Source organism: Mesorhizobium sp. B2-4-12 (assembly GCF_006441575.1).
In the GTDB taxonomy this organism is placed as follows: Bacteria; Pseudomonadota; Alphaproteobacteria; order Rhizobiales; family Rhizobiaceae; genus Mesorhizobium.
The window spans coordinates 31,738-57,083 of record NZ_VFVC01000006.1; the positions used below are offsets into that span (position 1 = coordinate 31,738).

25 protein-coding genes and 1 riboswitch are annotated in these 25,346 nt (G+C 62.4%); of the genes, 11 read left to right on the forward strand and 14 right to left on the reverse strand.

Annotated features, from left to right (window positions below):
• The first annotated feature begins 36 nt into the window (after positions 1-36).
• The 5 genes from chvE to FJ934_RS05670 all read left to right on the forward strand — a co-directional run bounded on the left by chvE (position 37) and on the right by FJ934_RS05670 (position 5,686).
• A complete protein-coding gene (chvE, locus tag FJ934_RS05650) occupies positions 37-1,107 on the forward strand; it encodes a multiple monosaccharide ABC transporter substrate-binding protein (RefSeq protein WP_140607661.1) in 1,071 nt (356 codons plus the stop codon).
• Between the two features lie 99 nt (positions 1,108-1,206).
• The gene (mmsA, locus tag FJ934_RS05655; protein WP_140607662.1) at positions 1,207-2,739 is read left to right on the forward strand and encodes a multiple monosaccharide ABC transporter ATP-binding protein; all 1,533 of its coding nucleotides are present in this window, start codon (positions 1,207-1,209) and stop codon (positions 2,737-2,739) included.
• The gene (mmsB, locus tag FJ934_RS05660; protein ID WP_140607663.1) at positions 2,736-4,028 is read left to right on the forward strand and encodes a multiple monosaccharide ABC transporter permease; all 1,293 of its coding nucleotides are present in this window, start codon (positions 2,736-2,738) and stop codon (positions 4,026-4,028) included. Before mmsA ends, mmsB begins: the two co-directional genes overlap by 4 nt.
• Before the next feature lie 197 nt (positions 4,029-4,225).
• Positions 4,226-5,218, forward strand: a complete 993-nt coding sequence (gene araD1 / locus FJ934_RS05665) for an AraD1 family protein (RefSeq protein ID WP_140607664.1) — start codon at positions 4,226-4,228, stop codon at positions 5,216-5,218.
• Between the two features lie 15 nt (positions 5,219-5,233).
• A complete protein-coding gene (locus FJ934_RS05670; protein ID WP_140607665.1) occupies positions 5,234-5,686 on the forward strand; it encodes a hypothetical protein in 453 nt (150 codons plus the stop codon).
• A gap of 37 nt (positions 5,687-5,723) precedes the next feature.
• Here the strand turns inward: FJ934_RS05670 and FJ934_RS05675 are convergent, their stop codons facing one another.
• A complete protein-coding gene (locus tag FJ934_RS05675) occupies positions 5,724-6,818 on the reverse strand; it encodes a 2'-deoxycytidine 5'-triphosphate deaminase (RefSeq protein WP_140607666.1) in 1,095 nt (364 codons plus the stop codon).
• Between the two features lie 91 nt (positions 6,819-6,909).
• Positions 6,910-6,987: riboswitch (SAM riboswitch) on the forward strand.
• Between the two features lie 57 nt (positions 6,988-7,044).
• Between FJ934_RS05675 and FJ934_RS05680 the strand changes: the two genes are divergently transcribed.
• Positions 7,045-8,235: an O-succinylhomoserine sulfhydrylase gene (locus tag FJ934_RS05680; protein WP_140607667.1), complete on the forward strand. Its 1,191-nt coding sequence runs from the start codon at positions 7,045-7,047 to the stop codon at positions 8,233-8,235.
• Between the two features lie 17 nt (positions 8,236-8,252).
• Here the strand turns inward: FJ934_RS05680 and FJ934_RS05685 are convergent, their stop codons facing one another.
• Positions 8,253-9,404 (reverse strand): ceramide glucosyltransferase, encoded by a 1,152-nt coding sequence (locus FJ934_RS05685; protein WP_140607668.1) that lies wholly within the window; start codon positions 9,402-9,404, stop codon positions 8,253-8,255.
• Between the two features lie 219 nt (positions 9,405-9,623).
• Between FJ934_RS05685 and apaG the strand changes: the two genes are divergently transcribed.
• A complete protein-coding gene (apaG, locus tag FJ934_RS05690) occupies positions 9,624-10,016 on the forward strand; it encodes a Co2+/Mg2+ efflux protein ApaG (RefSeq protein ID WP_140607669.1) in 393 nt (130 codons plus the stop codon).
• Between the two features lie 193 nt (positions 10,017-10,209).
• Here apaG and FJ934_RS05695 read toward each other — a convergent pair whose 3' ends face one another.
• The 3 genes from FJ934_RS05695 to FJ934_RS05705 all read right to left on the reverse strand — a co-directional run bounded on the left by FJ934_RS05695 (position 10,210) and on the right by FJ934_RS05705 (position 13,471).
• Positions 10,210-11,244, reverse strand: coding sequence for an Hsp33 family molecular chaperone (locus FJ934_RS05695; RefSeq protein ID WP_140607670.1), 1,035 nt, complete (start codon positions 11,242-11,244; stop codon positions 10,210-10,212).
• 98 nt (positions 11,245-11,342) lie between these two features.
• Positions 11,343-12,254: an ornithine carbamoyltransferase gene (gene argF / locus FJ934_RS05700; protein WP_140607671.1), complete on the reverse strand. Its 912-nt coding sequence runs from the start codon at positions 12,252-12,254 to the stop codon at positions 11,343-11,345.
• A 17-nt stretch (positions 12,255-12,271) separates the two neighbouring features.
• Positions 12,272-13,471 (reverse strand): aspartate aminotransferase family protein, encoded by a 1,200-nt coding sequence (locus FJ934_RS05705; RefSeq protein WP_140607672.1) that lies wholly within the window; start codon positions 13,469-13,471, stop codon positions 12,272-12,274.
• Positions 13,472-13,830: 359 nt separating this feature from the next.
• Between FJ934_RS05705 and FJ934_RS05710 the strand changes: the two genes are divergently transcribed.
• A complete protein-coding gene (locus FJ934_RS05710) occupies positions 13,831-14,349 on the forward strand; it encodes a GcrA family cell cycle regulator (RefSeq protein ID WP_140607673.1) in 519 nt (172 codons plus the stop codon).
• A gap of 134 nt (positions 14,350-14,483) precedes the next feature.
• Here the strand turns inward: FJ934_RS05710 and FJ934_RS05715 are convergent, their stop codons facing one another.
• The 4 genes from FJ934_RS05715 to FJ934_RS05730 all read right to left on the reverse strand — a co-directional run bounded on the left by FJ934_RS05715 (position 14,484) and on the right by FJ934_RS05730 (position 17,928).
• On the reverse strand, positions 14,484-15,491 hold the full coding sequence (locus tag FJ934_RS05715) for a magnesium and cobalt transport protein CorA (RefSeq protein ID WP_140607674.1): 1,008 nt from the start codon (positions 15,489-15,491) through the stop codon (positions 14,484-14,486).
• A gap of 96 nt (positions 15,492-15,587) precedes the next feature.
• The gene (gene phoU, locus FJ934_RS05720) at positions 15,588-16,313 is read right to left on the reverse strand and encodes a phosphate signaling complex protein PhoU (protein WP_140607675.1); all 726 of its coding nucleotides are present in this window, start codon (positions 16,311-16,313) and stop codon (positions 15,588-15,590) included.
• Between the two features lie 113 nt (positions 16,314-16,426).
• Complete coding sequence (locus FJ934_RS05725; protein ID WP_140607676.1) at positions 16,427-17,692, reverse strand: ATP-binding protein; 1,266 nt, start codon at positions 17,690-17,692, stop codon at positions 16,427-16,429.
• On the reverse strand, positions 17,689-17,928 hold the full coding sequence (locus FJ934_RS05730; protein ID WP_140607677.1) for a hypothetical protein: 240 nt from the start codon (positions 17,926-17,928) through the stop codon (positions 17,689-17,691). Before FJ934_RS05730 ends, FJ934_RS05725 begins: the two co-directional genes overlap by 4 nt.
• On the opposite strand from FJ934_RS05730, the gene ppk2 reads away from it, so the two are divergent.
• Positions 17,915-18,823, forward strand: coding sequence for a polyphosphate kinase 2 (ppk2, locus tag FJ934_RS05735; RefSeq protein WP_140607678.1), 909 nt, complete (start codon positions 17,915-17,917; stop codon positions 18,821-18,823). The genes FJ934_RS05730 and ppk2 overlap by 14 nt on opposite strands.
• 56 nt (positions 18,824-18,879) lie before the next feature.
• Here ppk2 and FJ934_RS05740 read toward each other — a convergent pair whose 3' ends face one another.
• The 3 genes from FJ934_RS05740 to FJ934_RS05750 all read right to left on the reverse strand — a co-directional run bounded on the left by FJ934_RS05740 (position 18,880) and on the right by FJ934_RS05750 (position 21,128).
• Positions 18,880-19,644 carry an enoyl-CoA hydratase-related protein gene (locus FJ934_RS05740; RefSeq protein ID WP_226890480.1) on the reverse strand — a complete coding sequence of 255 codons (765 nt, stop codon included), beginning with the start codon at positions 19,642-19,644 and terminating at the stop codon, positions 18,880-18,882.
• The gene (locus FJ934_RS05745; RefSeq protein ID WP_140607679.1) at positions 19,641-20,279 is read right to left on the reverse strand and encodes an acyl-homoserine-lactone synthase; all 639 of its coding nucleotides are present in this window, start codon (positions 20,277-20,279) and stop codon (positions 19,641-19,643) included. Before FJ934_RS05745 ends, FJ934_RS05740 begins: the two co-directional genes overlap by 4 nt.
• 117 nt (positions 20,280-20,396) lie before the next feature.
• The gene (locus FJ934_RS05750) at positions 20,397-21,128 is read right to left on the reverse strand and encodes a LuxR family transcriptional regulator (protein ID WP_140607680.1); all 732 of its coding nucleotides are present in this window, start codon (positions 21,126-21,128) and stop codon (positions 20,397-20,399) included.
• A gap of 258 nt (positions 21,129-21,386) precedes the next feature.
• On the opposite strand from FJ934_RS05750, the gene FJ934_RS05755 reads away from it, so the two are divergent.
• The gene (locus tag FJ934_RS05755; protein ID WP_140607681.1) at positions 21,387-22,247 is read left to right on the forward strand and encodes a transporter substrate-binding domain-containing protein; all 861 of its coding nucleotides are present in this window, start codon (positions 21,387-21,389) and stop codon (positions 22,245-22,247) included.
• A gap of 41 nt (positions 22,248-22,288) precedes the next feature.
• On the opposite strand, the gene FJ934_RS05760 is transcribed toward FJ934_RS05755, so the two are convergent.
• Positions 22,289-22,702, reverse strand: coding sequence for a tellurite resistance TerB family protein (locus tag FJ934_RS05760; protein WP_140607682.1), 414 nt, complete (start codon positions 22,700-22,702; stop codon positions 22,289-22,291).
• Positions 22,703-22,877: 175 nt separating this feature from the next.
• Between FJ934_RS05760 and FJ934_RS05765 the strand changes: the two genes are divergently transcribed.
• A complete protein-coding gene (locus FJ934_RS05765) occupies positions 22,878-24,524 on the forward strand; it encodes a lysine--tRNA ligase (RefSeq protein WP_140607683.1) in 1,647 nt (548 codons plus the stop codon).
• Here the strand turns inward: FJ934_RS05765 and FJ934_RS05770 are convergent.
• The gene (locus tag FJ934_RS05770; RefSeq protein WP_348642480.1) at positions 24,490-25,341 is read right to left on the reverse strand and encodes a thermonuclease family protein; all 852 of its coding nucleotides are present in this window, start codon (positions 25,339-25,341) and stop codon (positions 24,490-24,492) included. The two genes, FJ934_RS05765 and FJ934_RS05770, sit on opposite strands and share 35 nt — an antisense overlap.
• Between the last annotated feature and the right edge of the window lie 5 nt (positions 25,342-25,346).

Here is a 25,346-nt window from a genome sequence, read left to right on the forward strand (position 1 = left end):
CCCGGGGTGCCGCGTCCATCAACCAGGGAGAGTTAAGTGAAAATCATCAAGACGTTAGTCGCCGCCTTGGCGGTCAGCATCGCCGCCATGTCGGCCACCGCCTACGCAGCCGACAAGGGCCTCGTGGGCGTGCTGATGCCCACCAAGACCTCGCAGCGCTGGATCAATGACGGCGACGCCGTCAAGTCCCAACTCGAGGCCCTGGGCTATACGGTCGACCTGCAATACGCGCAGGACGATATCCCCAACCAGCTCAGCCAGCTTGAAAACGAGATCACCAAGGGTCCGAAGGCGCTGATCATCGCCTCGATCGACGGTACGACCATGTCGGCCGCGCTGCAGAAGGCCAATGACGCAGGCGTCGTCGTCGTCGCTTATGACCGCCTTATCAAGAAGACGGCCAATGTCGATTATTACACCACCTTCGACAATTTCGGCGTCGGCGTCATCCAGGCCAATTCGCTGGTCAAGGGCCTCAAGGAGCGTTTCCCGAACACCAAGCCCTGGAATGTCGAGCTGTTCGGCGGCTCGCCCGACGACAACAACGCCTTCTTCTTCTACAATGGCGCGATGTCCGTCCTTCAGCCGATGATCGACGACGGCTCGATCAAGATCAAGTCCGGCCAGATGGGCATGGACAAGGTCGGCACGCTGCGCTGGCTGGCCGCGACCGCACAGGCCCGCATGGACAATCTGCTCTCGGCCAATTACTCCAGCGGCGCCCGCGTCGATGGCGTTCTGTCGCCCTATGACGGCCTGTCGCGCGGCATCATCGCCTCGCTGCGCGCTGTCGGTTACGGCACAGCCGACCAGCCGTGGCCGGTGGTGACCGGCCAGGATGCCGAAACCGCTTCGGTGAAGGCAATCATCGCCGGCGAACAGTATTCGACCGTGTTCAAGGATACGCGCGACCTCGCCAAGGCGACCGTCGAACTGGTCGACAAGGTGCTGTCGGGCGGCAAGCCGGACGGTCTCGATACCAAGACCTACAACAACGACGTCAAGGTCGTGCCCTCGATCCTCTTGACGCCGCATGAAGTCGACAAGTCGAACTACCAGAAGCTGGTCGTCGACTCCGGCTACATCAAAGCCGAAGACCTGAAGTAATTCCGGTCGCAAAGCGAGGGGTCCTGCGCAACGCAGGGCCCCTTTTCGTTCACCAGCGACCCCGGTATTGTTGCGGATCTCGCAGGAGAATTATTGCCCATGGCCTCGACGATTTTGGAGATGCAGGACATCACGAAGACGTTTCCCGGCGTGAAGGCGCTGTCGAACGTCAACCTGCGTGTCGAGGAAGGCGAGATCCACGCCGTGGTCGGCGAGAATGGCGCCGGCAAGTCGACGCTGATGAAAGTCCTGTCGGGCGTCTACCCCTCAGGCAGCTATGATGGCAAGATCATCTTTCGCGGCGAGGAGTGCCATTTCAAGGGCATTCACGACAGCGAGCACAAGGGTATCGTCATCATCCACCAGGAACTTGCGCTGGTGCCGATGCTGTCGATCACCGAGAACATATTTCTTGGTAATGAACATGCCAGGCGCGGGATCATCGACTGGGATGCCAACGAGGCGCGCACGACCGGGTTGCTGAAGAAGGTCGGCCTCAAGGAAGATCCCAATACGCTGATCACCAATATCGGCGTCGGCAAGCAGCAACTGGTCGAGATCGCCAAAGCGCTGAGCAAGGACGTGAAGCTCTTGATCCTCGACGAGCCGACGGCGAGCCTGTCGGAAAAGGACAGCCAGGCCCTGCTCGACCTGCTGCTCGAATTCAAGCGGCAAGGCATGACCTCGATCCTGATTTCGCACAAGCTCAACGAGGTGAACCGTGTCGCCGACAAGGTGACCATCATCCGCGACGGGCGCACCATCGAGACGCTTGCCAGGAAGGACATTTCGGAAGACCGCATCATTACTTCGATGGTGGGTCGCTCGCTCGACGACCGCTATCCGCCGCGCGACCCCAGGATCGGCGATGTCGTGCTGCAGATCCGCGACTGGTCGGTCTATCACCCGATCCATGCCGACCGCCAGGTGATCAAAGGCATCGATCTCGATGTGCGCAAAGGCGAAGTGGTGGGCATTGCCGGGCTGATGGGCGCCGGACGCACCGAATTCGCCATGAGCCTGTTCGGCCGTTCCTATGGCCGCCGCATCACCGGCGAGGTGCTGCTCAACGGCAAGCCTGTCGATCTTTCCTCGGTCAGCAAAGCGGTGAAGCAAGGCATCGCCTACGTCACCGAGGACCGCAAGACCTACGGGCTGAACCTGATCGACCATATCAAGCACAACATCACGCTCGCCAATCTTGGCGGCGTGTCGCGCCACGGCGTGATCGACGACCTGCGCGAGCTCGACGTCGCCAATGACTATCGCAAGAAGACCAATATCCGCGCGTCGAGCGTCTACCAGATGACCGGCAACCTTTCGGGCGGCAACCAGCAGAAGGTGGTGCTGTCGAAATGGCTGTTCGCCAACCCGGAAGTGCTGATCCTCGATGAGCCGACGCGCGGCATCGATGTCGGCGCCAAATACGAAATCTACACCATCATCGCGCGCCTGGCCGCCGAAGGTAAGGCGATCATCGTCATCTCGTCGGAAATGCCCGAACTGCTCGGCATCACCGACCGAATCTATGTGATGAACGAAGGGCGCATCGTCGGTGAAATGGCGGCGAGCGACGCCAGCCAGGAAAAGATCATGCGCGCCATCGTTCGGGGAGAAGGAAAAGCATCATGAGCACAGAGAGCGCTCCCGTACCGCAATCCGCCACTGCCGATGGCGGGACGGATACGCCACGCTTCGCGGTCTCGGCACTGGTCACCAATCTGCGCGACTACGGATTGGTGCTGGCGCTGATAGCTATCATGGTGTTCTTCCAGTTCACCACGTCGGGCACATTGTTCAAGCCGCTGAATCTCAGCAACCTCGTGCAGCAGAATTCCTTCATCATTGTGATGGCGCTCGGCATGCTGCTGGTCATCGTTTCCGGCTACATCGACCTCAGCGTCGGTTCGGTCGCCGGCTTCATCGGTGCGCTCGCGGCCAACATGATGGTGACGTGGAACCTGGGCCCGCTCAGCAATCCGCTGGTCGTGTCGATCGTCTGCCTGATTATCGGCGGTGCCATCGGCGCGGCACAGGGCTATTGGATCGCCTACCATCGAATACCGAGCTTCATCGTCACGCTGGCCGGCATGCTGATCTTCCGCGGCATGTGCCAGGCGCTGCTCGGCGGTGGCTCCTCGGTCGGCCCGCTGCCGGATGGCTTCAACAAGCTGAGTTCCGGCTTCATTCCCGACCTGATCGGTCCGCTGACGCTGATTGCACCAACCGTGAACGCGGCGGGCAAGACCATCGTCGGCAGCGGCCTGACGCTGCATATGACGACGATGGTGATCGGGGTCATCGGCGTGGCGGCTTATATTTTCTTTGGCCTCAAGGCACGACGCACGCGTGAGCGGCACGGCTATCAGGCCGAACCGTTCTCGCTCTTCACCGTCAAGACGCTGGTAATCAGTGCGCTTGTCCTGTTTCTCGTCTATCAGTTCGCCACCTACAAGGGCTTTCCGGTCGTGCTGACGGTCATGGCGGCGCTGATCGCGCTGTTCGTCTTCGTCACCAAGCGTATGACGATCGGCCGCCGCATCTACGCGATGGGCGGCAATCCCAAGGCCGCACTCCTGTCGGGCATCAACACCGAGCGGCTGACCCTCTACGTGTTCATCAACATGGGCGTGCTGTCGGCGCTTGGCGGTCTGATCATCGCGGCGCGCCTTGGACAGGCGGTGCCGGCGGCGGGCCTCGGCAGCGAACTCGACGTCATCGCCGCCGTGTTCATCGGCGGCGCTTCGGCGATGGGCGGCGTCGGTCAGGTCATCGGTTCGGTGGTCGGCGGCTTCATCATGGGCGTGATGAACAACGGCATGTCGATCATGGGTGTGAATGTCGACTGGCAGCAGGTCGTCAAGGGCCTGGTGCTGCTCGGTGCCGTGGTGTTCGACGTCTACAACAAGAACAAGGGCTGAGGGCACCAGGAAGGCATACGGGTCACACCGCGGCGCTGCCGGCAACCGACTGGCACGAAGAAGTTCCCTCAAGGGACAGGCCCGCGAGCGCAATCCGAACGGAGAATTTCACCCGTGGCATGGACAACGTTCCAGCCGCGCTTGGGAAGGTTTGCCCAGCTGGGAGCCATGCCAAGGCACATGAGAGAGGACTGATCATGCTGATCTCGCAAATTCTCGACGACGCCGAGACCATCCGTGTCGTTGCCCGCAGCGGCGGCAAGACCCGGATCATCAACGGCGCCCGCAGCGTCTATTCGCTGGCGATGGAGGCTGCCCGCACCGGCATCGGCCTCGCCACCCTGATCGAGCGCAAGGGGCTCGGCGAGACGGTCGATCTCGACGCCGCCTACAAGAAGGGGCGGCTGTTGTCGCCGATCAATCACCCCGATCCGGCGCACCTGCATCTGACCGGCACCGGCTTGACGCATCTCGGTTCGGCGGCGACGCGCGATTCCATGCACAGGAAGCTCAGCACCGACGGCGAGGAACAGCTCACCGATTCCATGAAGATGTTCCGCATGGGCCTGGAAGGCGGCAAACCGGCGAAGGGCCAGGTCGGCGTGCAGCCGGAATGGTTCTACAAGGGCAACGGCACGATGGCGGTGGCGCCGGGTGCCGCGCTCCTGTCACCGGCGTTCGCCAGGGACGCCGGCGAAGAACCCGAGATCGCCGGCATCTATGTCATCGGCGACGACGGCGCGCCGTTCCGCGTCGGCTTCACGCTGTCGAACGAGTTTTCCGACCATGTGACCGAGCGCGTGAACTATCTCTTCCTAGCCCATTCCAAGCTGCGCAACGCCTCGTTCGGGCCGGAGATCCTGATCGGCGAGCTGCCTTCCGACATCCGCGGCACATCGCGCATCGTGCGCGACGGCAAGACGCTGTGGGAAAAGCCGTTCCTGTCGGGCGAAGCCAACATGTCGCACACCATCGCCAATCTCGAACACCATCATTTCAAATATTCGGCGTTCCGCCAGCCGGGCGATGTGCATGTGCATATGTTCGGCACGGCGACATTGTCCTTCGCCGATGGCATCAGGACCGAGGCCGGCGACGTGTTCGAGATCGAGGCCGGGGATTTCGGACTGCCGCTGCGCAATCCGCTGGAGATCGAGCAGCCGGTGAGTGTGGTCGTGAAGGCGCTTTGAGATAGCTGAGAAAAAATGCGCGTGACACGGCGTGGCAATCTGTTGGCGGGCGTGGCTCTGTTCCTCGCCTGCTCTTCCGTTGCCACTTACAGCGCTGGTCAATGCAGCGCACAATCCTACCGCGAAGCTCGCTCAGCAATGACGAACCGGCTTCTGGCGACGGGTTACTCGAAGACACAAACCAGCTTTCTGATGCGCAACGCGGATCGCATGACCTCCGCGCTTCGCGCTGACAAGCTGAATGACAATGCCGGGCCCTGCGGTATCGACTCCGCCAGAGCCCATGTCCTCGGATGCCTCGACAAGCAGTTGTTCCCTCTGGATTCAGGGGCGAGCTCTCCGCTCGATGAGGAGAAGCAGACCGAGGGATTTTGGGGTCGAAAGCGCTTGTCCGTACGCGAACTGCTGTTTATCGGCCACTTTCATTCCTGTCTTGGCGCCGCGACGGAGTATTTGTTTCGCAGCTGACGGGATTGGGGTCGATCCCTACTGAATCTCGCCTGGATCAGCGCGCGGCGCGGAAATGCTTTGAGAGCTTGAGGCCCTGCGCCTGGTAGTTGGAGCCGAGATCGGTGCCGTAGAGCGCCTGCGGCCGCTTCAGCATGTGCTCGTAGACCAGCCGGCCGACGATCTGGCCGTGGTCGAGGATGAACGGCACTTCGTGGCTGCGCACTTCGAGCACCGCCCGGCTGCCGGTGCCGCCGGCCGCCGAATGGCCGAAACCCGGATCGAAGAAGCCGGCATAGTGGACGCGGAACTCGCCGACCAGCGGGTCGAACGGCGTCATCTCGGCGGCGTAGAGCGGCGGCACATGTACCGCTTCCTGGCTGACGAGGATGTAGAACTCATCGGGATCGAGCACCAGTTCGCCGGCGCCGCTCTTGTGGATCGGCTCCCAGAAATCGAGGACATCCTGCGCCGCGCGCTTGTCGACATCGACGAGACCGGTGTGATGCTTGCCGCGATAGCCGATCAACCCGTCACTGTCGCCATTGAGGTCGATCGACAGCGCGATGCCCCCGCCCGAAATGTTCGGCGGTTCGGTGGCGACCAGCATCTCGGCGCGGTGCAATTCATGCAGTTCGGCTTCCGAGAGCAGCGCATTGCCCGTTCGGAAACGGATCTGCGACAGGCGCGAGCCGGTGCGCACGACGATCGGGAAGGTGCGCGGGCTGACTTCCAGATAGAGCGGACCGGTATAGCCGGCGGCGATCTTGTCGAACTCATGCCCCCGGTCGGTCATGACACGGGTGAAGATGTCCAGCCGCCCGGTCGAACTTTTCGGATTGGCCGATGCAGAAATGTCGGCTGGCAATGCCAGGCTTTCGAGCAGCGGCACGATGTAGACGCAGCCGGTTTCCAGCACCGCGCCCTCGGTCAGGTTGATCTCGTGAAGCTGCAGCCGATCGAGCTTTTCCGAAACCTTGTGGCTTGGACCGGGCAGAAAGGAAGCCCGCACCCGCCATGCCTTGTCGCCGAGCCTGAGATCAAGGCTCGCCGGCTGGATCTGGTCGACATCGAGCGCGCGTGGCGACTTCAGCGCGCCGGACTGGAACAGCGCCGAAATGTCCTGATCGGGAAGAATGCCTGTCTGCCGCAAAGTCTTGCTCCGCTCGAAGGCCGGGCGAGGTCTGGTACAACCCTCTTAATGAAGCCGGCAATTGACGCAAGCGTGGCGCGGGTCTAAAGGGTCGTTATCCCGTGGTGATTTGGCCGGTCGGCTTGCAGCCACGTTAAACAAGTCGCTAAAGGACCGTCGGGCCGCAAGGCCGTATGGACCGGTTGCGACTTTCGCGGCCGGTTTTTTTGTGTCTGGAACAAAAGCAATGAGCACCAAGAAGCGCAACTGGAAGCCTCAGACAGCCCTCGTGCATGGCGGGACCCTGCGTTCCGGCTTCGGCGAGACCTCCGAGGCGATATACCTGACCCAGGGCTATGTCTATGAGACGGCGCAGGCCGCCGAAGCCCGTTTCAAGGGCGAGGAACCGGGCTTCATCTATTCGCGCTACGCCAATCCGACCGTCGATATGTTCGAGAAGCGCATGTGTGCGCTGGAAGGTGCGGAGGATGCCCGCGCCACGGCATCCGGCATGGCTGCGGTAACGGCGGCGCTCCTGTGCAGCGTCAAGGCCGGTGACCACATCGTGGCGGCGCGCGCGCTGTTCGGGTCCTGCCGCTGGGTGGTCGAGACGCTGGCGCCGCGCTACGGCATCGAGGCGACGCTGGTCGACGGCACCGACATCGCCAACTGGGAAAAGGCGGTGAGGCCGAACACCAAGCTGTTCTTCCTGGAAAGCCCGACCAACCCGACGCTGGAAGTGGTCGACATCACGGCAGTCGCCGCACTTGCCAATTCGATCGGCGCACGGCTTGTCGTCGACAATGTCTTCGCCACGCCTTTGCAGCAGAAGCCGCTGCAGCTCGGCGCCCACATCGTCGTTTATTCGGCGACCAAGCACATCGACGGCCAGGGCCGCTGTCTGGGCGGCGTGATCCTGTCGGACAAGGAGTGGATCGACAAGAACCTGCACGACTATTTCCGCCATACCGGCCCCAGCCTGTCGCCCTTCAATGCCTGGACGCTGCTGAAGGGCCTGGAGACGCTGCCGCTGCGCGTGCGCCAACAGACGGAAAGCGCCGGCAAGATCGCCGACTTCCTCGCCGAGCAGCCGCAGATCGCCCGCGTGATCTATCCCGGCCGCGCCGACCATCCGCAGGCGGATATCGTCAAGAAGCAGATGTCGGGCGGCTCGACGCTGATCTGCCTCGACGTCAAGGGCGGCAAGCAGGCGGCTTTCGCCTTGCAGAACGCGCTCGACATCGTGCTGATCTCGAACAATCTCGGCGATGCCAAGAGCCTGATCACGCATCCGGCGACGACCACCCACAAGAACCTGACGGACGAGGCCCGCGCCGAACTCGGCATCGGGCCAGGTACGCTCAGGCTGTCGGTCGGCCTTGAGGATACCGACGACCTTCTGGAAGACATCGCGCAGGCGTTGCAGACGGCCAAGTAAGGCCTGCCTACGCGGCTTCAGGCGCGCGACGGCGTCTCCTCCAGTTCGGTCGCCTTGGTGCCGATGGTCATCGCATTGCCGCGCCAGTCGACGGCGCCGCCGAGCCAGCCACGTGCCCACATCGCCGGCAGGATGAGGTCGCGCACCATGATCGCCGCGACGATGCGCGATGACAGGTACCAGCCCTTGGACCAGGCCAGGGCACATTCCGGAAGGTAGAAGGCCGCCAAAACGGCGATGGCCGTGAGCGGCAGGCTGAAGCCGGCGCTTGCCGCCGCGGCCAGCGCAAGCAGCAGCGGCACCACGGCACCAGTCAGGATTTCAGGCGCGAAGAACAGCGGGAAGGTGACGCGGCGCAGGCGAGCCCAGCGGGCCTGGCGCGACCAGATCTCGCCAAGCGTGCGCCGGCCGAGCGGCTGCTCGAAAGGCGCGGCAACGAGATTGACGCGCAGGCCAAGCCCGTTCACCAGCTTGGTCGCGGCGGCGTCCTCGGCGATCTCGGCGGCCAGCGCGCGAATGCCGCCATTGGCATCCAGCATGGGCTTGTTCCACAGCATGCTCTTGCCCTGGGCAAAGCCTAGCCCAAGCGCCTCGCCGGCATATTGCCAGCGCGCCTGCAGCGTGTTGAGAAAGGCGCATTCGACCTCAGCCCAGAAGCCATCGGGCCGCGAACCGATCGGCGTCGAGCAGACAAGGCCGGTATCCGGCCGCCATGCCGCCATCAAATGCTGAATGTAGTCCCTCGGCATCAGCACGTTGGAATCGGCAAGAATGACCCAGTTGTGGCGCGCCGCTTCCCAGCCCTTGACGCAATTGTTGAGCTTGGGATTGGCGCTGATCCGATCATCGCCGATCAACAGGCGGGCTGGCACTTTGGGAAAGCGCCCCATGGCGGCACGGATCAGCGTGACCACCGGATCGTCGGCATGGGCGACGCAGAAGATCAGTTCATAGCGCGGCCAGTCGAGCGAGAAGGCGCGCTCCAGTGTCTCGTGCGTGAACGGCTCGACGCCACGCGATGGTACGACAATTGACACCGGCAGCGATCTGCCGGCTGGCGGTGCGATCGTGGTGCGCCGTTTCAGCTGTGAGGTGGCAAGCGCAATGCTGGCGGCATTTGAAAGGATGAGTGCGGTCGAGAGCGAGGCGGCTATGAGAGTGAGTTCCATCGATATCTGGTCACTCCAGAAAGGACGGCCCGCGTGACGGCCGTTTCAACAGGTCGGCAGAGCGCCGAGTCGCCCGTGCGCGCACACCACCATTGTCATGTGTCACTTAAATGACATTCTTTGCCGCCACCTGCCTTTCAGGGTCACGCGCGACAAGACGCGCACGTTGACCTGCTCGCTGGGAGCGCCGAAAGGTACCGGATTGTTTTGGAGCCGCTCATGTACCGCGCCGTCACGCGCAACATTGAAGTGCAGGTCAGGCCGTTCTATCTCGAGGATCGTTCGGACCCTTCGGAGAACCGCTACGTCTGGGGCTATCAGATAACGATCGACAACCAGTCGGACGAGTTCGTGCAGCTTCTGTCGCGCTATTGGCACATCACCGACGGAGCGGGCCGGGTCGAGGAGGTGCGCGGGCCGGGCGTTGTCGGGGACCAGCCCGAACTCAACCCCGGCGACAGCTATCAATACACGTCCGGCTGCCCGCTCTCGACGCCGTCAGGGATCATGGTCGGGCACTACACGATGCGCAACAAACGCGGCGAGACGTTCGACATCGCCATCCCCGCCTTCTCGCTCGACCTGCCGGGGACAAAGCGGACCGTGAATTAGACCTCAGCGATTGGCGAGGTCCGCTGCGATGGCGTCACTATTCGGGGAGAAATGCCCATCAGGGCAACGAGGGCGGCAGCTCGTGAGAACATACAAGCGCTGGGTGGATCCGCGCGATCACTGCCGAAGGTTGCGCTGCCCCTCATCCGCCTGCCGGCACCTTCTCCCCGTGAAAGGGGAGAAGACCGGTATTTCACTTCGCCGCCGCGAATTCCGCCGGGTCGAAGTCATATTGCTTCGAGCAGAATTCGCAGGCGACATGGATGCCGCCGTCCTCGGTGCTGTCCCTGATCTCCTGCGCGGAGAAGCCTTCGAGGATGCCGCGGATCTTGTCCCTGGAGCATGAGCACTGGTCGGCGACGGGGACGCCGCCGAAGACGCGCACGCCGTGCTCGTGGAACAGCCTGTAAAGCAGCCGCTCGGCGCCGATCGTGGGATCGATCAGTTCCGTCGGTTCGATGGTGCCGAGCAGCGCCAGCAATTCCTGCCAGGAATTGTCCGTGGGATCATGGATCTCCTCGCGCGGATCGCCATCGCCGCCATGCAGGTCCGGGACGCGCATGCGCTCGGACGCCTGCGGCAGGAACTGCGCCAGGATGCCGCCGGCACGCCACTGCTCGCGCGTGCCGCCGACGCCGGGCGTCAGCAGCTTGGCCACGGAGAGCCTGATGTCGGTCGGAATCTGTTCCGACTGGCGGAAATAGGTGCGTGCCGCGTCTTCCAGCGTTTCGCCGTCGAGCTGGACGATGCCCTGATAGCGTTGCGTATGGGCGCCCTGGTCGATGGTCAGCGCCAGCACGCCGCTGCCAAGCAGCGTCTGCTGGGACGTCTCGCCTGCCGCGACCAGTGCCTCGAGCCGATCCGCATCGAAGCGCGCGTAGGCGCGCAGCGCCGAGGGTGTGGAAAAATCCGCCACCAGCATGTCGACCGGCCCGTCGGTGCGGGTCTGCAGGATGAACTTGCCCTCGAATTTGAGCGAGGTGCCGAGCAGCACCGTGAGCACACAGGCTTCCGCGAGCAGGCGGGCAACCGGCTCGGGATAGTCATGGCGGCCGAGGATGGCGTCGAGCATCGGCCCGAGTTGCACCGTGCGGCCGCGTACGTCGAGCGGACCGACCTCGAAAGGCACGACATGGTCGTCGCCAGCGTAGCCGAACTCGCCGAGTTTGGGGTGATGTTCAGTCACTTGATGGGTTTCCAACATGACAAAGCTCCAGGGCGCGGCCATGCGGCCCCGGTGGGCACATGCGTCCAAACGCGCTTGATTTGCGTGATGCGGCGCAGATAGGGATCGCGCCCCCGCGGATCTTCAAGCACCAAGACACTTCAAGCACCAAGACACCAGGCGAGCACGGCCTTCTGGGCATGAAGCCGGTTCTCGGCCTCGTCGAAGACCACCGAATGCGGCCCGTCCATGACCTCGTCGGTCACCTCCTCGCCGCGATGCGCCGGCAGGCAATGCATGAACAGGGCGTCCGGCTTTGCCTTGGCCATCAGCGCCGCATTGACCTGATAGGGCAGGAAGACGTTGTGGCCGCGTGCACGATGCTCCTGGCCCATCGACACCCAGCTGTCGGTGACCACACAATCCGCCTGGTCGACGGCTTCTTCGGCCGAGCGGGCGAAGCTGATCCTGCCGCCATTGGCCTTTGACCAGTCGACATATCTTTCGAACGGATCGCTGCCCTCGGGCACTGCGACATTCAGGTTGAAGCGGAAACGCGCCGACGCTTCGAGCAGCGAATGCAGCACATTGTTGCCGTCGCCGGTCCAGGCGATGGTCTTGCCGGCAACCGGACCGCGATGCTCCTCGAAGGTCATGATATCGGCCATCAGCTGGCAAGGATGGGTGTCGTCGGTCAGGCCGTTGATCACCGGAACAGTGGCATTCTCGGTCAGCTCCAGCAGCCGCTCATGCGAGGTGGTGCGGATCATGATGGCATCGACATAGCGCGACAGCACCTTGGCGGTGTCGGCGATGGTCTCGGAACGGCCGAGCTGCATCTCGGTGCCGGTCAGCATTATGGTCTCGCCTCCAAGCTGGCGCATGCCGACATCGAAGGAGACGCGCGTGCGCGTCGACGGCTTGTCGAAGATCATGGCCAGCACCTTGCCTTCGAGCGGCTTCGATCGCTCGCCCGCCTTGAGGCGCGCCTTGCGCGCCACCGCGTCCGTCAGCATGAAGCGCAGGTCGCCTTCGGAAACGGCGGAAAGGTCGGTGAAGTGGCGAACTGACATCAGCAATGGTTCCGGGATTACTTCGCGGCGGCCACGGCAATGGCATCCGCCAGGCCTTTGGCACCAGCGCGGATGCGGTTGAGCGCGTCGTGGATCTCGGCGTCTGTGACGGTAAGCGGCGGCAGCAGGCGGATGACGTTGTCGCCGGCCGGAACCGCCAGCAAATGCTGGTCGCGCAGCGCCATGTTGACCTTGGTGTTGGGCATGGCGCATTTGATGCCGAGCATCAGGCCGGTGCCCCTAATGCCTTCGATGACTTCGGGAAACTCGTCGGCGACCGCGGCAAGTCCCTGCTTCATCAGCAGCGCCTTGCGCTGGACGTCATCGAGGAAGCCGTCTTCCAGCACGACGTCGAGCACGGCGTTGCCGACCGCCATGGCCAGCGGGTTGCCACCGAAGGTCGTGCCGTGCACGCCAGTGGTCATGCCGACAACCGCCTCGTCGGTGGCAAGGCAGGCACCCATCGGGAAGCCGCCGCCAATGCCCTTGGCGATCGCCATGATATCGGGGGTGACGCCTGACCATTCATGCGCGAACAGTTTTCCGGTGCGGCCAATGCCGCACTGAACCTCATCATAGATCAACAGCAGCCCGTGCTGGTCGCAAAGCTGACGCAGCCGCTTCAGTGATTGCACCGGCACCGGGCGGATGCCGCCCTCGCCTTGCACCGGCTCGATCAGGATCGCGGCGGTCTCAGGCGTAATCGCCTTTTCGGCGGCATCGATGTCGTCGAAGCCGACCTGGTCGAAGCCTTCGACCTTGGGTCCGAACCCTTCGAGATATTTGTATTGACCGCCCGCCGCGATGGTCGCCAGCGTGCGGCCATGGAAGGCGCCTTCGAAGGTGATGATGCGGAAGCGCTCGGGATGGCCCTTGACGAAGTGGTAGCGCCGCGCCGTCTTGATAGCGCATTCCAACGCCTCGGCGCCGGAGTTGGTGAAGAACACCTTGTCTGCGAAAGTGGCGTCAACCAGGCGTTCGCCGAGCCGGCTCTGTTCCGGTATCTGGTAGAGATTGGAGACGTGCCAGAGTTTTGCCGCCTGCTCGGTGAGGGCGGCGACCAGACGCGGGTGGCCGTGGCCCAGCGAATTGACCGCGATGCCGCCGGCGAAATCGAGATATCGCTCGCCCTTGTCCGTAACCAACCAGGTGCCTTCCCCGTGGTCGAAAGCCAGGGGTGCGCGAGAAAAGGTCTCGAAAAGCGCCGAACCGCTCATTATATGCGTCTCCGGTACCGGAAAATCAAAAAAGCCGCCAAAGCGGCGGCCTTTGCGGCTTATCGGGTTTTTCGGCCATGAAGTCAACGAAAACGTCGCGTAGTGGCACGCGGCAAGCCCCCCCTGACGAGATGCCGGCTCATAAGCGACCGGGCAAGTTGGGGAAAACCGAAAAAACCGATTCGTGTTGCACTTGGGACTCTTGTCACCGAGTCAGCGCATAAGGTAATTGTAGTCGAGAAATAACTAGATTTCGTGCGGCGGACCTAATCACCAGATATATGTGGTGTCTGTCCCAGCAGTGGTGCTGGGTCGGGAATGGATTCTGATTGCCGCACGCTTAGCAGGAGCGCGGTCTCATGAACTGGACTGACGAGCGGGTCGAACTTCTCAGAAAACTGTGGTCGGAGGGTCTGAGCGCAAGCCAGATTGCTGCGCAGCTTGGAGGGGTCAGCCGCAATGCGGTCATCGGCAAGGTGCATCGGCTGAAGCTGTCGGGCCGCGGCCGCGCAACGGCGACGCCGGCACGCCAGAAGAAGGCGACGCAAGGCTCGACCATCCAGAAATCAGTGGCGCGCGCCGCGACCGCGGCTCGCCATGTCACGACATCGATCGGCGCGACTGCCCTTCAGACGCAATTCGACGCCGAACCGGTGGCGCGGCACTATATCCGCCCGGTCGAGAATGTCGTGATACCGATCTCACGGCATCTGCAACTCGTCGAACTGACCGAGCGCACCTGCAAATGGCCGAATGGCGATCCGCTCTCGGAGGATTTCAATTTCTGCGGCAACGAGGCCGCCGAAACCGGTCCCTACTGCAAATACCACGCCCGCGTTGCGTTCCAGCCGGCGGCGGAGCGGCGGCGCAGTCGGTAAATTAGGGGAATAGGGCAGTAAGGCAGTATGTTTTTGAACTGCGCTCGTGAGGCTTTGTCTTAGCCTACTGCCCTACTGCCCTACTGCCCTACTGCCCTACTGCCCTACTGCCCTACTGCCCTACTACCCTACTGTCACAGCCACCCATTCTTGCGAAACCGCCAGTAGAGAACCGCGCAGATCAGCGCGATGACGGTGAGAACGATGGGATAGCCATATTCCATCTTCAGTTCCGGCATGTCGGTGAAGTTCATGCCGTAGATGCCGGCGAATGCGGTCGGCACGGCCAGGATGGCCGCCCACGAGGCGAGTTTCTTGGAGATCGCCGTTTCCTGGCTCTGACCCACCAGAAGACTGGCCTCGAAGGCGAACGCCAACACCTCGCGCAAACTGTCGATCTTTTCCTGGACGGTGCGGATGTGGTCGGTCACGTCGCGGAACAGCGGGTGCATGGCGGAATGGATCTGCGGCAGATCGGAGCTGGTCAGCCGACGGCAGACCTCGACCAGCGGCAGCGCGGCATTGCGCAAGCGCAGGAGATCGCGGCGCAGCATGTAGAGCCGTTCGATGTCAGGGCCTGTCATCGGCTTCAAAAGGACCTTGTCCTCGATCGCCTCGACCTCGTCCTCGATCTGCTCGAGTACGGGCATGTAATTGTCGACGATGAAATCGAGTATGGCGTAGAGGACGAAATCCTCACCCTTGGCCAGCGAGTGCGGGCAGCTTTCCCAATGCTGACGCACGGCGGCATAGGACGTCGACGGGCCATGCCTGACGCTGACAATGTAGCCTGAGCCGACAAAGAGATGCGTTTCGCCGAAGGTAACCCGTCCGTCGATCAACTGCGCCGTGCGGGCGACGATGAACAGCGCGTCGCCATATTGCTCAAGCTTCGGCCGCTGGTGTGGATGCTCGGCATCTTCGATCGCCAGTTCATGCAGATGGAATTGCGCCTTGACGCGCAGCAGGAGGTCGCGATCGGGTTCGAGCAGCCCGATCCAGACGACGTGTCCGGATTTCCTGGCCCATTCGCCGGCTTCCTCGATCGGGATGTCGGCGATACGGCGCCCAGCGGTGTAGACACTGGAGGCGATGATGCCCGACGTCGGCGGCGCGGGCTTGAACGCCCGGACATATTCCATCACAGCCTCCCGAAAGCCTTGCCTCCATTGGGAACCAACAGGCTTACTTCGGGATAGTTTAGCGCAATATGATCAAGCGTTCGAGAGGAAGAGCGGTCAGTTCATCGGCTGCGTTGCGGAAAGGCTGATCTTGTCCGTCTTGTCGCCCTTGGGCCGTTCGGCCGGCATCTGATCGCCGGTCACGATGTAGTAGATGGTCTCGGCGATGTTGGTGGCGTGGTCGCCGATGCGCTCAATGTTCTTGGCGCAGAACAGGAGATGCGTGCAGGGCGTGATGTTGCGCGGATCTTCCATCATGTAGGTGAGCAATTCACGAAACAGCGACGTGTACATGGCGTCGATCTGGTCGTCACGGTCGCGCACGAAGCCGATCTTGTCGACCGAGCGCGAGGCGTAGACGTCGAGAACTTCCTTGAGCTGGGTCAGCGCCAGGTTGGCCAGGGCCTCCAGGCCACGGAACAGGCTGTTCGGCTGGCGGCCATCGGTGACGGCAACGACCCGCTTGGCGACGTTCTTGCCGAGGTCGCCGACCCGCTCGAGATCGGCGGAAATGCGGATGGCGCCGACGATCTCGCGCAGGTCCGTCGCCATAGGCTGGCGCTTGGCGATGATGACGATCGCCTTGTCGTCGATCTCGCGTTGCCCTTCGTCCAATACAACGTCGTCGCGGATCACCTTCTGGGCCAATCCCGGATCGGCATTGACCAGAGCGGCGACCGCCTGCTCGACCATGCGCTCGGCATGGCCGCCCATCGCCGCGATACGCTTCGACAGATATTTCAGCTCCTCGTCATAGGCGCTCATTATGTGCACGGACTGCATGGACGAAATGCCTTCCCACGGTGTCTTGATTTTGAGTCGTTTCCTCGAATCCCCGCTGATACGCTAACGGGATGACAGAAAAAAGAAATGCTCTTGTGGAAAACTAGGGCGATTTAGGCCGTCGGCAAATGGACCGAGAAAGCAGCGCCTTTGCCGACTTCGGACTTGATCGTCAGCCTGGCGTTATGACGCGTCAGGATGTGCTTGACGATGGACAAGCCGAGGCCCGTGCCTTTCTGGGTCCGGCTCGTCTCGACATCGATGCGATAGAAACGCTCGGTGATGCGCGGAATGTGCTCCTCAGGAATGCCGGGGCCAAAATCCCTGATGGTCACGTCGATGCCGGGCTCGGCACCGTCATCGCTGTGCGCGATCGACACCACCACGCGGCCGCCCGACTGGCCATATTTACAGGCGTTTTCCAGAAGGTTTTCAAAGACCTGGAACAACTCGTCGCGATCACCCGGCACATTGAGGGGGCCTGCGGCGAAGTCACGCTCGATGGCGACGCTGGTTTCCCCGGCAAGCGGACCAAGCGAATCGATGACGCTGTCGACGGTCTGGCGCAGGTCGACTTCGGTCCCCGGCTTCAGATAGGGCTTCATCTCCAGCCGCGACAGCGACAGAAGGTCGTCGATCAGGCGCGCCATGCGCCCGGTCTGGTTCTGCATGATCTGCAGGAATTGCTCGCGCGCCGCCGGATCGTTGCGGGCGGGTCCGCGCAGCGTTTCGATGAAGCCAGCGATCGAGGCGAGCGGGGTGCGCAATTCATGGCTGGCATTGGCGATGAAGTCGGCGCGCATGCGATCGATGCGTCGCGCCTCGCTCTGATCCTTGAACACCAGCACATAGAGGTCGGTGCCATGCCCGACCGAGGACGCGCTGACCCGGTAAGCCCGCTCGACCGGCAGCTTCTCGGTATAGTCGACGACATCCGAGGCGATCGTGCCCGACAGCACGCTATCGAGCAGGGCCTGCATTTCCGGCGCCCGGAATTTCAGCGGCAGCGACAGGCCCGGCGCGATGCCGCCAAACGCGGCAAAGGCAGCGGCATTGGCGTGGACGATGGTGGCGGCACGGTCGAAGATGATCAGCGGGTCGGCGACGGCCGCCGCCAGATATTCGCCTGACAGGCGCTGCAGGCCGATCGCCTCGATTGCAGCGGCATTGTCGTCGGACTGGCGCATGCCTGCGGCCGGCAGGATCGCGGCCGCGAGCAACAGCAGCAGCGCCGGCACCAGCACGTAGGCGGAAAGACCGGCGAAGGCAAAGGCGATCAGAACCGCGACGACACCGGCCGCAAACAGCCAGCGGCCGTTCCACAGCCGGATCGCCATGGTTCGCATCACACCTTTCTGCTCCGCGTCCAGCTCAGTCATTCGCTCGCACGCCTGCGCCCCATGCCTTCCCACCGGGCGGTGGCGGAAACTTCCGCCGGACCGCTCCCGCGCATGATCCCGAAAATCGGGAATCGATTTTCGGAGAGGATCATGTGCAAAATCAAAAGTGCTACAGCGTTTTTTTGCGCGTCCAAACGGGATGCACGGCGCTGTGGTGGCTCCCAATAGCATGAGTCCGGATGGTTAAAAGGGTTCGTCTCGATGAAAAAAGCCAAGGAAGATTCCGCCGCGCCGACTTCAGGTCCGCTGAAAATCAGGATCGGGGGCGAGGAGCGGGAGTTCGATATCGAGAATCCCGAGCTTCCGGACTGGGTTGAGGATAACAAGCTGACCGCGGGCGGCTACCCCTACGACAAGAAGATGAAAAGCGAGGAGTACGATCAGACGCTCAAGAACTTGCAGATCGAACTGGTCAAGGCGCAGGCATGGCTGCAAGCGACCGGCAAGCGAGTGATGGCGCTGTTCGAGGGCCGTGACGCTGCCGGCAAAGGCGGCACGATCTTCGTGGTGCGCCAGTATCTCAACCCGCGCACGGCGCGCAATGTGGCGCTGACCAAGCCAACCCCGACCGAACTGGGGCAATGGTACTACCAGCGTTATGTCGACCACTTCCCGACATCGGGCGAATTCGTCACCTTCGACCGTTCCTGGTACAACCGCGCCGGCGTCGAGCCGGTTATGGGTTTCTGCACGCCCGAACAACACGAGAAATTTCTCGACGAGACACCGCATTTCGAACGGATGATCGTCAATGACGATATCCACTTCTTCAAATTCTGGCTGAATATCGGTCAGGAAACGCAGCTCGAGCGTTTTCACGATCGCCGCTATAGTCCGTTGAAGAACTGGAAGTTCTCGCCGATCGACATTGCCGGCATCACCAAATGGGACGACTACACCAAGGCGCGCGACACCATGTTCGAGCGGACCCACAAGGAATTCGCGCCATGGATCATCGTGCGCGCCAACGACAAGCGCCGCGCGCGGCTGGCGGTAATACGGCGCATCCTTCTGTCGCTGCCCTATGAAGGGCGTGATCTCGATGTCGTCGGCAAGGAAGACAAGAAGATCATCGGTGAAGGACCGTCATTCCTTGGAAAACAGGACTGACGCTTCCGCGCCGCGCGGATATTTGTCTGCGCGGCGCAATTTCCGGGTGCGATCGATCAGGCCGCGAGCCGTGCAATGCGCTGCAGGCGCCGCAGCGTGGCGTCATCCTGCAGCGCCTGCTGGAACAGCGATATCTCCTGGTCGATGCGATCGCACAGCGCGTTGGTGTTGCCCTTGAGCAGGCCGCGTGTTTGCAGCAAGGCGGCAACCGGCTTCTTGGCGAGTTGCCTTGCCCGACCAAGCGCCGCCTCCTCCACGCTGTCAGGCACGATCTCGGCGACGAGACCAAGCGCCCTGGCGTCGTCGGCATGAAGCGTGTCGCCGAGGCAGAAGAAGCGGAAGGCGCCGGCATAGCCGAGCTTCTGTGGCGCCAGGATGCTGGTCGCCGCGTCCGGCACAAGGCCGAAATCGACGAACGGCACGCGGAACGTGCTTTGGCCCGAGGCGATCACCATGTCGCAATGGAACAGGATGGTGCAGCCGACGCCCACGGCATCGCCATCGACGCAGGCCAGGATGGGCTTGGGAAACGTCGCCAGCGTGCGGAACATGTCGGTGACGGCGGCGATCAGCTTCTGATGCTTGGTAGCATCGAGAAATTCGGAAAAGTCGCCGCCGAGACAGAAGCAGCCTGCGAGGCCTCGCAGCACGACGACACGCACCTCGTCATTGTCGGCGGCTTCGTGGAACGTCCTGGCAAGGCTTTCATAGGCCCTTCTGTCGAGCACGGGCCGGCCGTCATTCGACGACACGGTGACGATCAGCGTGTGGTTGCGCAGTTCAGGTTGCGGGTGCAGGTCCATGGCCGTTTCCGATCTCATGACGCCCTCCTTTGCCCGAACATGTCAGGATATCCTCTGGCAAGAACCGGGGCATGGTGGTTCCGGCGCGAGCGCACCACGTTCAGCGTGTGCTCGTTGAAGGTGAGCAGCGTCGCCACGACCTGCTGATTGCCATAGGTGCGCTGATAACCCAGCGGCGTCGCCAGGAAATGCAGTTGCAACGCGCGCAGGACCCACATCGGCTCGAACTCGATGATCACCTTGTCAGTGCCGCGCTTCAGCCCCCATTCGACGAATCCGGCTATCAATTCGGTGCCGACGGTCGATACGCCGCGACGGCCATCGCGGAATCCGGGAGCCACCGCATAACGGGTCAACTCCCAGATGTTGGGACCCGATGGCGGCGTTCCTTCGGAAAGATCTGTTAGAACCGAGGTCAGCAGATGCGGCCGCGTGGTCGGCAACATCCGCTGATAGCCCGCGACTTCGTTGCCTCTGATGACGATCTGATGCACTGCCTCGTCATGATCGAATTGGTCGACCTCGAACCCGTCCGGGCGCCTCAGGTCCTCCCATCCCATCTCCTCGACAAATATCTTGTAGCGCAGGCGATGGACGGCCTCCCAAAGGTCAGGACGTTCCATCAATTCGTGGGTTGTAAGACAAAAAAGCATCTGCCGTCTCCTGTGTTCAGAAGGATGATACGGCCGTGCTTCAATGAGAAAATTGCGTGATCACGTAGGCGGAAGTTCGATCACGTAGGCGGGAAGTTCTAGGTCGGCACGGCCGATCTAGCTAATGTAGCCGCGTCTTATCGCTTCGGCGACAGCTTGAACTCTATTGACGGCACCGAGTTTGCTTTTGGCGTTAAGAAGATGTTTCTCCGAGGTGTGTTCGGAGATGCCGAGGATTTGCGAAATCTCCCACTCGGACTTGCCGACGGCGGCCCATTGCAGGCATTCGCGCTCGCGCGGTGTCAATTCGATATGGTCGATGGTCTTGCCGGCCATCGTGTGGAGTTGCATGGCGCGGCCAACGGCATAGGTCGAGACCAGCGACACCAGGCCGAACTGTGCCGCCGAGAGCTCCACGGCCTCGCCGCCCAGCGATACCATGACGATCTGGCCATCGAGTGTAATCAGCGGGAAGGCCAGCCCATCGCGCAGCTTGAAAGCTCCGGCATCGCCCATCACTTCGCCGCTGCTCTTGTCGATGCGAATGTCCTGGGCCGCTTCCCGCCACTGGAACGGCGCCTGCAGCTGCTTCATGTGGCTGACCACGGGATCGTGATCGACATAGTTGCGCGCGACGTAGCGCTCCAGCCATTCGACGGGCCAGTCGCAAAGCAGCACATGCTGCTTTTGCTGGCCTGTCGGCGTGCCCGGCTGCGGAACTGTGCCAGCCATCAGCGCTGTCAGGCCGTAGTCCGAGGTTATTCCCAAAAGCTTTTCGCAGACCGCAGCCGCCGTTCCGGCGTGCTGCAGCTGGTCTATGTATTCCAGCGTCCGATCGAACTGACCCATCGCAACATCAACCCCATGTTGCCTCATGCATTGATGTCGATAGTCCGTGCCTTATCCGCACTTTGCCACCGACCACGGATTGCAACGCGCTCCTTTACGGTTGTGGTTCTCGACTCCGGTCCCCCACCAGGGCAGCCACCGCTGTTTGCAAACGCTTCAAATCATATCCCGAAATCGGCGCGTTGAAATCAAAAACCATTGTGCCTGCATGATTTTCGTACCAGAACCGGCGCGAGAAGAGTGCGGCGGAGTTTTATCGTGGCGTTCCAATGGAGGTCCCCGGTCCTGGCTTCGATGCTGATCGCAGCGTTGCCGTTGGGCGTCGGGAGTATCGGCGCGCGCGCCGCGGAACCGCAGGTGCCGGTGTTGTGGGACGCCAAGGAACGTTTGCCCAAGCCTGACCTTTCGTCGCTGCCACGACTGCGGTTCCTGACGACCACGGATTTTCCACCCTTCAATTTCCTCGACGGCGCGGGAAAACTGTCCGGGTTCCACATTGATCTGGCACGCGCCATCTGCGCGGAACTCGACATCGTCGACAAATGCCAGATCCAGGCATTGCCCTGGGGCGAGCTCGAAGGAGCGCTCGAGAAAGGCGAAGGCGAAGCGATCATAGCCGGCATTGCCGCAACACCGGAATCGCGATCCAAATACGCCTTTTCGCGATCCTATCTGCAGTTTCCGGCACGCTTCATCACGCCGAAGACCAAGGCGCTCTCGGAACCGGTCTTCGCCAAGCTGCGCAGCAAACGCGTCGGCGTGCTTGCAGGCTCGGCGCATGAACGGATGCTGCGCGACTATTTCGATACCGTTCAGATCGTTCCGTTCGACAAGCCCGAAGAGCTCTACAACGATCTCAAGGCGGGCAAGATCGACGCCGCCTTCGGCGACGGCATGCGCTTCGCCTTCTGGCTGGGCGGTTCGGACGCAGCCGGTTGCTGCCGCTTTGCCGGCGGCCCCTATCTGGCTCCCGAATATCTGGGCACGGGGATGTCCATCGCCACCCGGGTGGACAATCCGGCGCTGGCGGCAGCGCTCGATTACGCGCTGCAGGAGATTTCGATGAAAGGCACCTTCGCCGAATTCTACCTGCGCTATTTCCCGGTCAGCTTTTTCTGATCCGGTCCCGGTCAGCTTCTTCTGATCCGTGATGCTTGCCGTCAGGTGAGCGTTCGCAGCCTTGCCTTGGCTGCCCGCGCGATTGCCGCGACGGTCAGCGTATCGAGATCGAGCTCACGGCGGATCAGCTGCAGCACCCGCACCTCTTCCAGGCGCATTTCGAGATCGACGGCGGCGACTTCGAAAGCAGCCGCGTAAGCCGTGTCGCGAAGGCGCTCCGGCAGGGCCTCGGCAATTTGGGCCAGCACGCCCTCCAGGCCATCCTTTTCATGCAACAATTTCTGACAAGCCTGGGCAACGGAAACCAGCCGGTCCTGCTGGAAATCCTGGAACACCGGCCATGAGCGGACGACATCGCCGATCCTGGCAAGTTCGACGTCGGTCATGTCGCGATCCGAGGCCGAAGTGATGACCATCAGGTAGATCAGGGCCTCATGCGGGGTCGGCGATGGCATTCTTTGCTCCTTGAACGGGCTCCGAAGGTAGGAACGGAGGCCAAAGGCCGCAAGGAAAAAGCGCCGCAATCGTTGACGCTCCGGCCACGCGCGCCTAGAGACCGATTTGAAAACCCCTTGCTCCGGCCCGTCTTCTTCGAATTTGCTGGGCCGGCAATAACTGGAAAACAGGACCATGGCGGGATCAAACATCATCGATCTCAATCCCGAACTGCTGGCGGCGGCCGCCGAGAGCAAGGCGTGGCCGTTCGAGGAAGCCAAAAAGATCATCGAGCGCTATAAAGGCGCCGAATTTCCCGAAACGATCCTGTTCGAGACCGGCTATGGCCCGTCCGGCCTGCCGCATATCGGTACGTTCGGCGAAGTGGCGCGCACCTCGATGGTGCGCCATGCCTTCCGCGTGCTGACGCAGGACAAGGTCGCCACCAAGCTGCTCTGCTTTTCCGACGACATGGATGGCATGCGCAAGATACCCGACAACGTGCCGGATCGCGCAGCGCTGGAGCCGTACCTGCACAAGCCACTGTCTTCGGTGCCCAATCCATTCGGCGGCGACTATGCGAGCTTCGCCGACCACAACAACGTGATGCTGTGCCGCTTCCTGGACACGTTCGGCTTCGACTATGAATTCGCCAGCGCGACCCAATACTACAAGGCCGGCCGCTTCGACGCGATGCTGCTGCGCGCCGCCGAACGCTATGACCAGATCATGGCGGTGATGCTGCCGACGCTCGGGCCGGAGCGGCAGGCGACCTATAGCCCGTTCCTGCCGATTTCACCGAAGAGCGGCCGCGTGTTGTACGTGCCCATGAAGCACGTCGACGCCAAGGCCGGTAGCATCACCTTCGACGATGAAGGCACCGAAACCACGCTGCCGATCACCGGCGGCAGGGTGAAGCTGCAGTGGAAGCCGGATTTCGGCATGCGCTGGGCAGCGCTCGGCGTTGATTTCGAGATGTTCGGCAAGGACCACCAGACCAATGCCGTGGTCTATGACCGCATCTGCAACATACTGGGCGGACGGGCGCCGGAGCATTTCGTCTATGAACTGTTCCTGGACGAGAACGGCCAGAAGATATCGAAGTCGAAGGGCAACGGCCTGACCATCGACGAATGGCTGACCTATGCGCCGACCGAGAGCCTTGGGCTCTACATGTACCAGCGGCCGCGGCAGGCGAAGAAGCTCTATTTCGACGTCATTCCGAGAGCGGTGGACGAATATTACACCTTCCTAGCCGCCTATCGGCGGCAGGACTGGAAGGAGCGGCTGGGCAATCCGGTCTGGCACATGCATGACGGCAACCCGCCTGCCATCGACATGCCGGTGCCGTTCTCGCTGCTGCTCAACCTGGTCAGCGCCTCCAACGCCCAGAACAAGAGCGTGCTGTGGGGTTTCATCTCGCGCCACGTGCCGGGCGTGACGCCGGCGACCCACCCCGAACTCGACAGGCTGACGGGTTATGCGATCCGCTACTTCGACGATTTCGTGAAGCCGACGAAGACTTTTCGCGCCGCCGACGATGTCGAGCGCGAGGCGCTGGAGGCCCTGGAAGCGGCACTTGGCGCGCTGCCGGCGGACGCCAGCGGCGAAGCGATCCAGAACGCCTCGCTCAACGTGGCGCGCAAGATCGAACGCTATCAGGATCACTCCAAGCAGAGCCCGGAAGGCGGCCCCGGCGTTTCGGGTGCCTTCTTCCAGATGATCTACCAGATACTCATCGGCCAGGAACGCGGTCCGCGCTTCGGGTCGTTCGCCGCGCTCTACGGCGTCGCCGAAACCCGCGCGCTCATTCAGAAGGCGTTGGCTGGCCAGCTGGTTTGAGGGCGCCACCGTCCTCTTCGAGGATCGAGCCCGGCGCCTGAGGCGCCGAGGCCGACGCGGCGGGCTCCGCCGGCATGCCGGCAAGGTTCGGCGCCGATCCGAAGATACCCTTCTTCCTGCTGCGCGCCTTTTCGCCGGCATCGACATAGGGCCCGCCTTTTGTGGCGCGCGCCCAGCCGTTTTCGACCAGCCATTGACCGACATCCTGCTTGCCGATCCGGCATTCCGCCGCGACCCGGTCGCGTCCGCCTTCAGGCGGCACCATGCAAACCACAGCGCGGCCGCGCAGGAAGGCGCGGAACGCCGTGCGGGCACGGATGCCGCACGGCCAGGATTTGCCGTCGCTGGTGCAGGTCTCGTCCTGCCGGACCACATCGATACCGGAAACCGCGACAGAATAGCCTTTCGCCTCGATCAGCCCGGCAGCCGGCGCCACCGGCTGGAACAGCTTCGTGCCGTTCCAGTCGTCAGGCATCTTCGGCTTGGGCGGCATGGCGAGCGCCAGCTTGCTCAAGGGCTGGCGCGGCTCGACCCGCTCAAGCTCTCCGGTCGGCAGTTCCGGCGGCGCGACAATTTCCGGGTCGATCGCCCGCGAATGCACCGCCGGCTTTGGCGGCTGGGCGGCAGGTATGGCGGAGGTGGCCGGTTCTTCAGGAACTGTCCCAGCGTCATCTTGTGCGACCGTATCGGTATCAGGATCGATCTGATCCACCGTGACCGCGCTTTCGCCGCCTTTCAGCTTATGGCCGCCGGCAACGACCAACGCCGCCATCACCGGGACCATCAGGACCGCCAGGACAAGATGGGGGAGCCGCACCAGTC

What these genes read in the sequence shown, in the direction of transcription:
- mmsA (WP_140607662.1), top strand. Translation starts at nt 1,207, where the DNA reads ATGGCCTCGACGATTTTGGAGATGCAGGACATCACGAAGACGTTTCCC.
- mmsB (WP_140607663.1), top strand. Translation starts at nt 2,736, where the DNA reads ATGAGCACAGAGAGCGCTCCCGTACCGCAATCCGCCACTGCCGATGGC.
- araD1 (WP_140607664.1), top strand. Translation starts at nt 4,226, where the DNA reads ATGCTGATCTCGCAAATTCTCGACGACGCCGAGACCATCCGTGTCGTT.
- FJ934_RS05670 (WP_140607665.1), top strand. Translation starts at nt 5,234, where the DNA reads ATGCGCGTGACACGGCGTGGCAATCTGTTGGCGGGCGTGGCTCTGTTC.
- FJ934_RS05680 (WP_140607667.1), top strand. Translation starts at nt 7,045, where the DNA reads ATGAGCACCAAGAAGCGCAACTGGAAGCCTCAGACAGCCCTCGTGCAT.
- FJ934_RS05685 (WP_140607668.1), bottom strand. Translation starts at nt 9,404, where the DNA reads ATGGAACTCACTCTCATAGCCGCCTCGCTCTCGACCGCACTCATCCTT.
- apaG (WP_140607669.1), top strand. Translation starts at nt 9,624, where the DNA reads ATGTACCGCGCCGTCACGCGCAACATTGAAGTGCAGGTCAGGCCGTTC.
- FJ934_RS05695 (WP_140607670.1), bottom strand. Translation starts at nt 11,244, where the DNA reads ATGGCCGCGCCCTGGAGCTTTGTCATGTTGGAAACCCATCAAGTGACT.
- argF (WP_140607671.1), bottom strand. Translation starts at nt 12,254, where the DNA reads ATGTCAGTTCGCCACTTCACCGACCTTTCCGCCGTTTCCGAAGGCGAC.
- FJ934_RS05705 (WP_140607672.1), bottom strand. Translation starts at nt 13,471, where the DNA reads ATGAGCGGTTCGGCGCTTTTCGAGACCTTTTCTCGCGCACCCCTGGCT.
- FJ934_RS05710 (WP_140607673.1), top strand. Translation starts at nt 13,831, where the DNA reads ATGAACTGGACTGACGAGCGGGTCGAACTTCTCAGAAAACTGTGGTCG.
- FJ934_RS05715 (WP_140607674.1), bottom strand. Translation starts at nt 15,491, where the DNA reads ATGGAATATGTCCGGGCGTTCAAGCCCGCGCCGCCGACGTCGGGCATC.
- phoU (WP_140607675.1), bottom strand. Translation starts at nt 16,313, where the DNA reads ATGCAGTCCGTGCACATAATGAGCGCCTATGACGAGGAGCTGAAATAT.
- FJ934_RS05725 (WP_140607676.1), bottom strand. Translation starts at nt 17,692, where the DNA reads ATGACTGAGCTGGACGCGGAGCAGAAAGGTGTGATGCGAACCATGGCG.
- ppk2 (WP_140607678.1), top strand. Translation starts at nt 17,915, where the DNA reads ATGAAAAAAGCCAAGGAAGATTCCGCCGCGCCGACTTCAGGTCCGCTG.
- FJ934_RS05740 (WP_226890480.1), bottom strand. Translation starts at nt 19,644, where the DNA reads ATGAGATCGGAAACGGCCATGGACCTGCACCCGCAACCTGAACTGCGC.
- FJ934_RS05745 (WP_140607679.1), bottom strand. Translation starts at nt 20,279, where the DNA reads ATGCTTTTTTGTCTTACAACCCACGAATTGATGGAACGTCCTGACCTT.
- FJ934_RS05750 (WP_140607680.1), bottom strand. Translation starts at nt 21,128, where the DNA reads ATGGGTCAGTTCGATCGGACGCTGGAATACATAGACCAGCTGCAGCAC.
- FJ934_RS05760 (WP_140607682.1), bottom strand. Translation starts at nt 22,702, where the DNA reads ATGCCATCGCCGACCCCGCATGAGGCCCTGATCTACCTGATGGTCATC.
- FJ934_RS05765 (WP_140607683.1), top strand. Translation starts at nt 22,878, where the DNA reads ATGGCGGGATCAAACATCATCGATCTCAATCCCGAACTGCTGGCGGCG.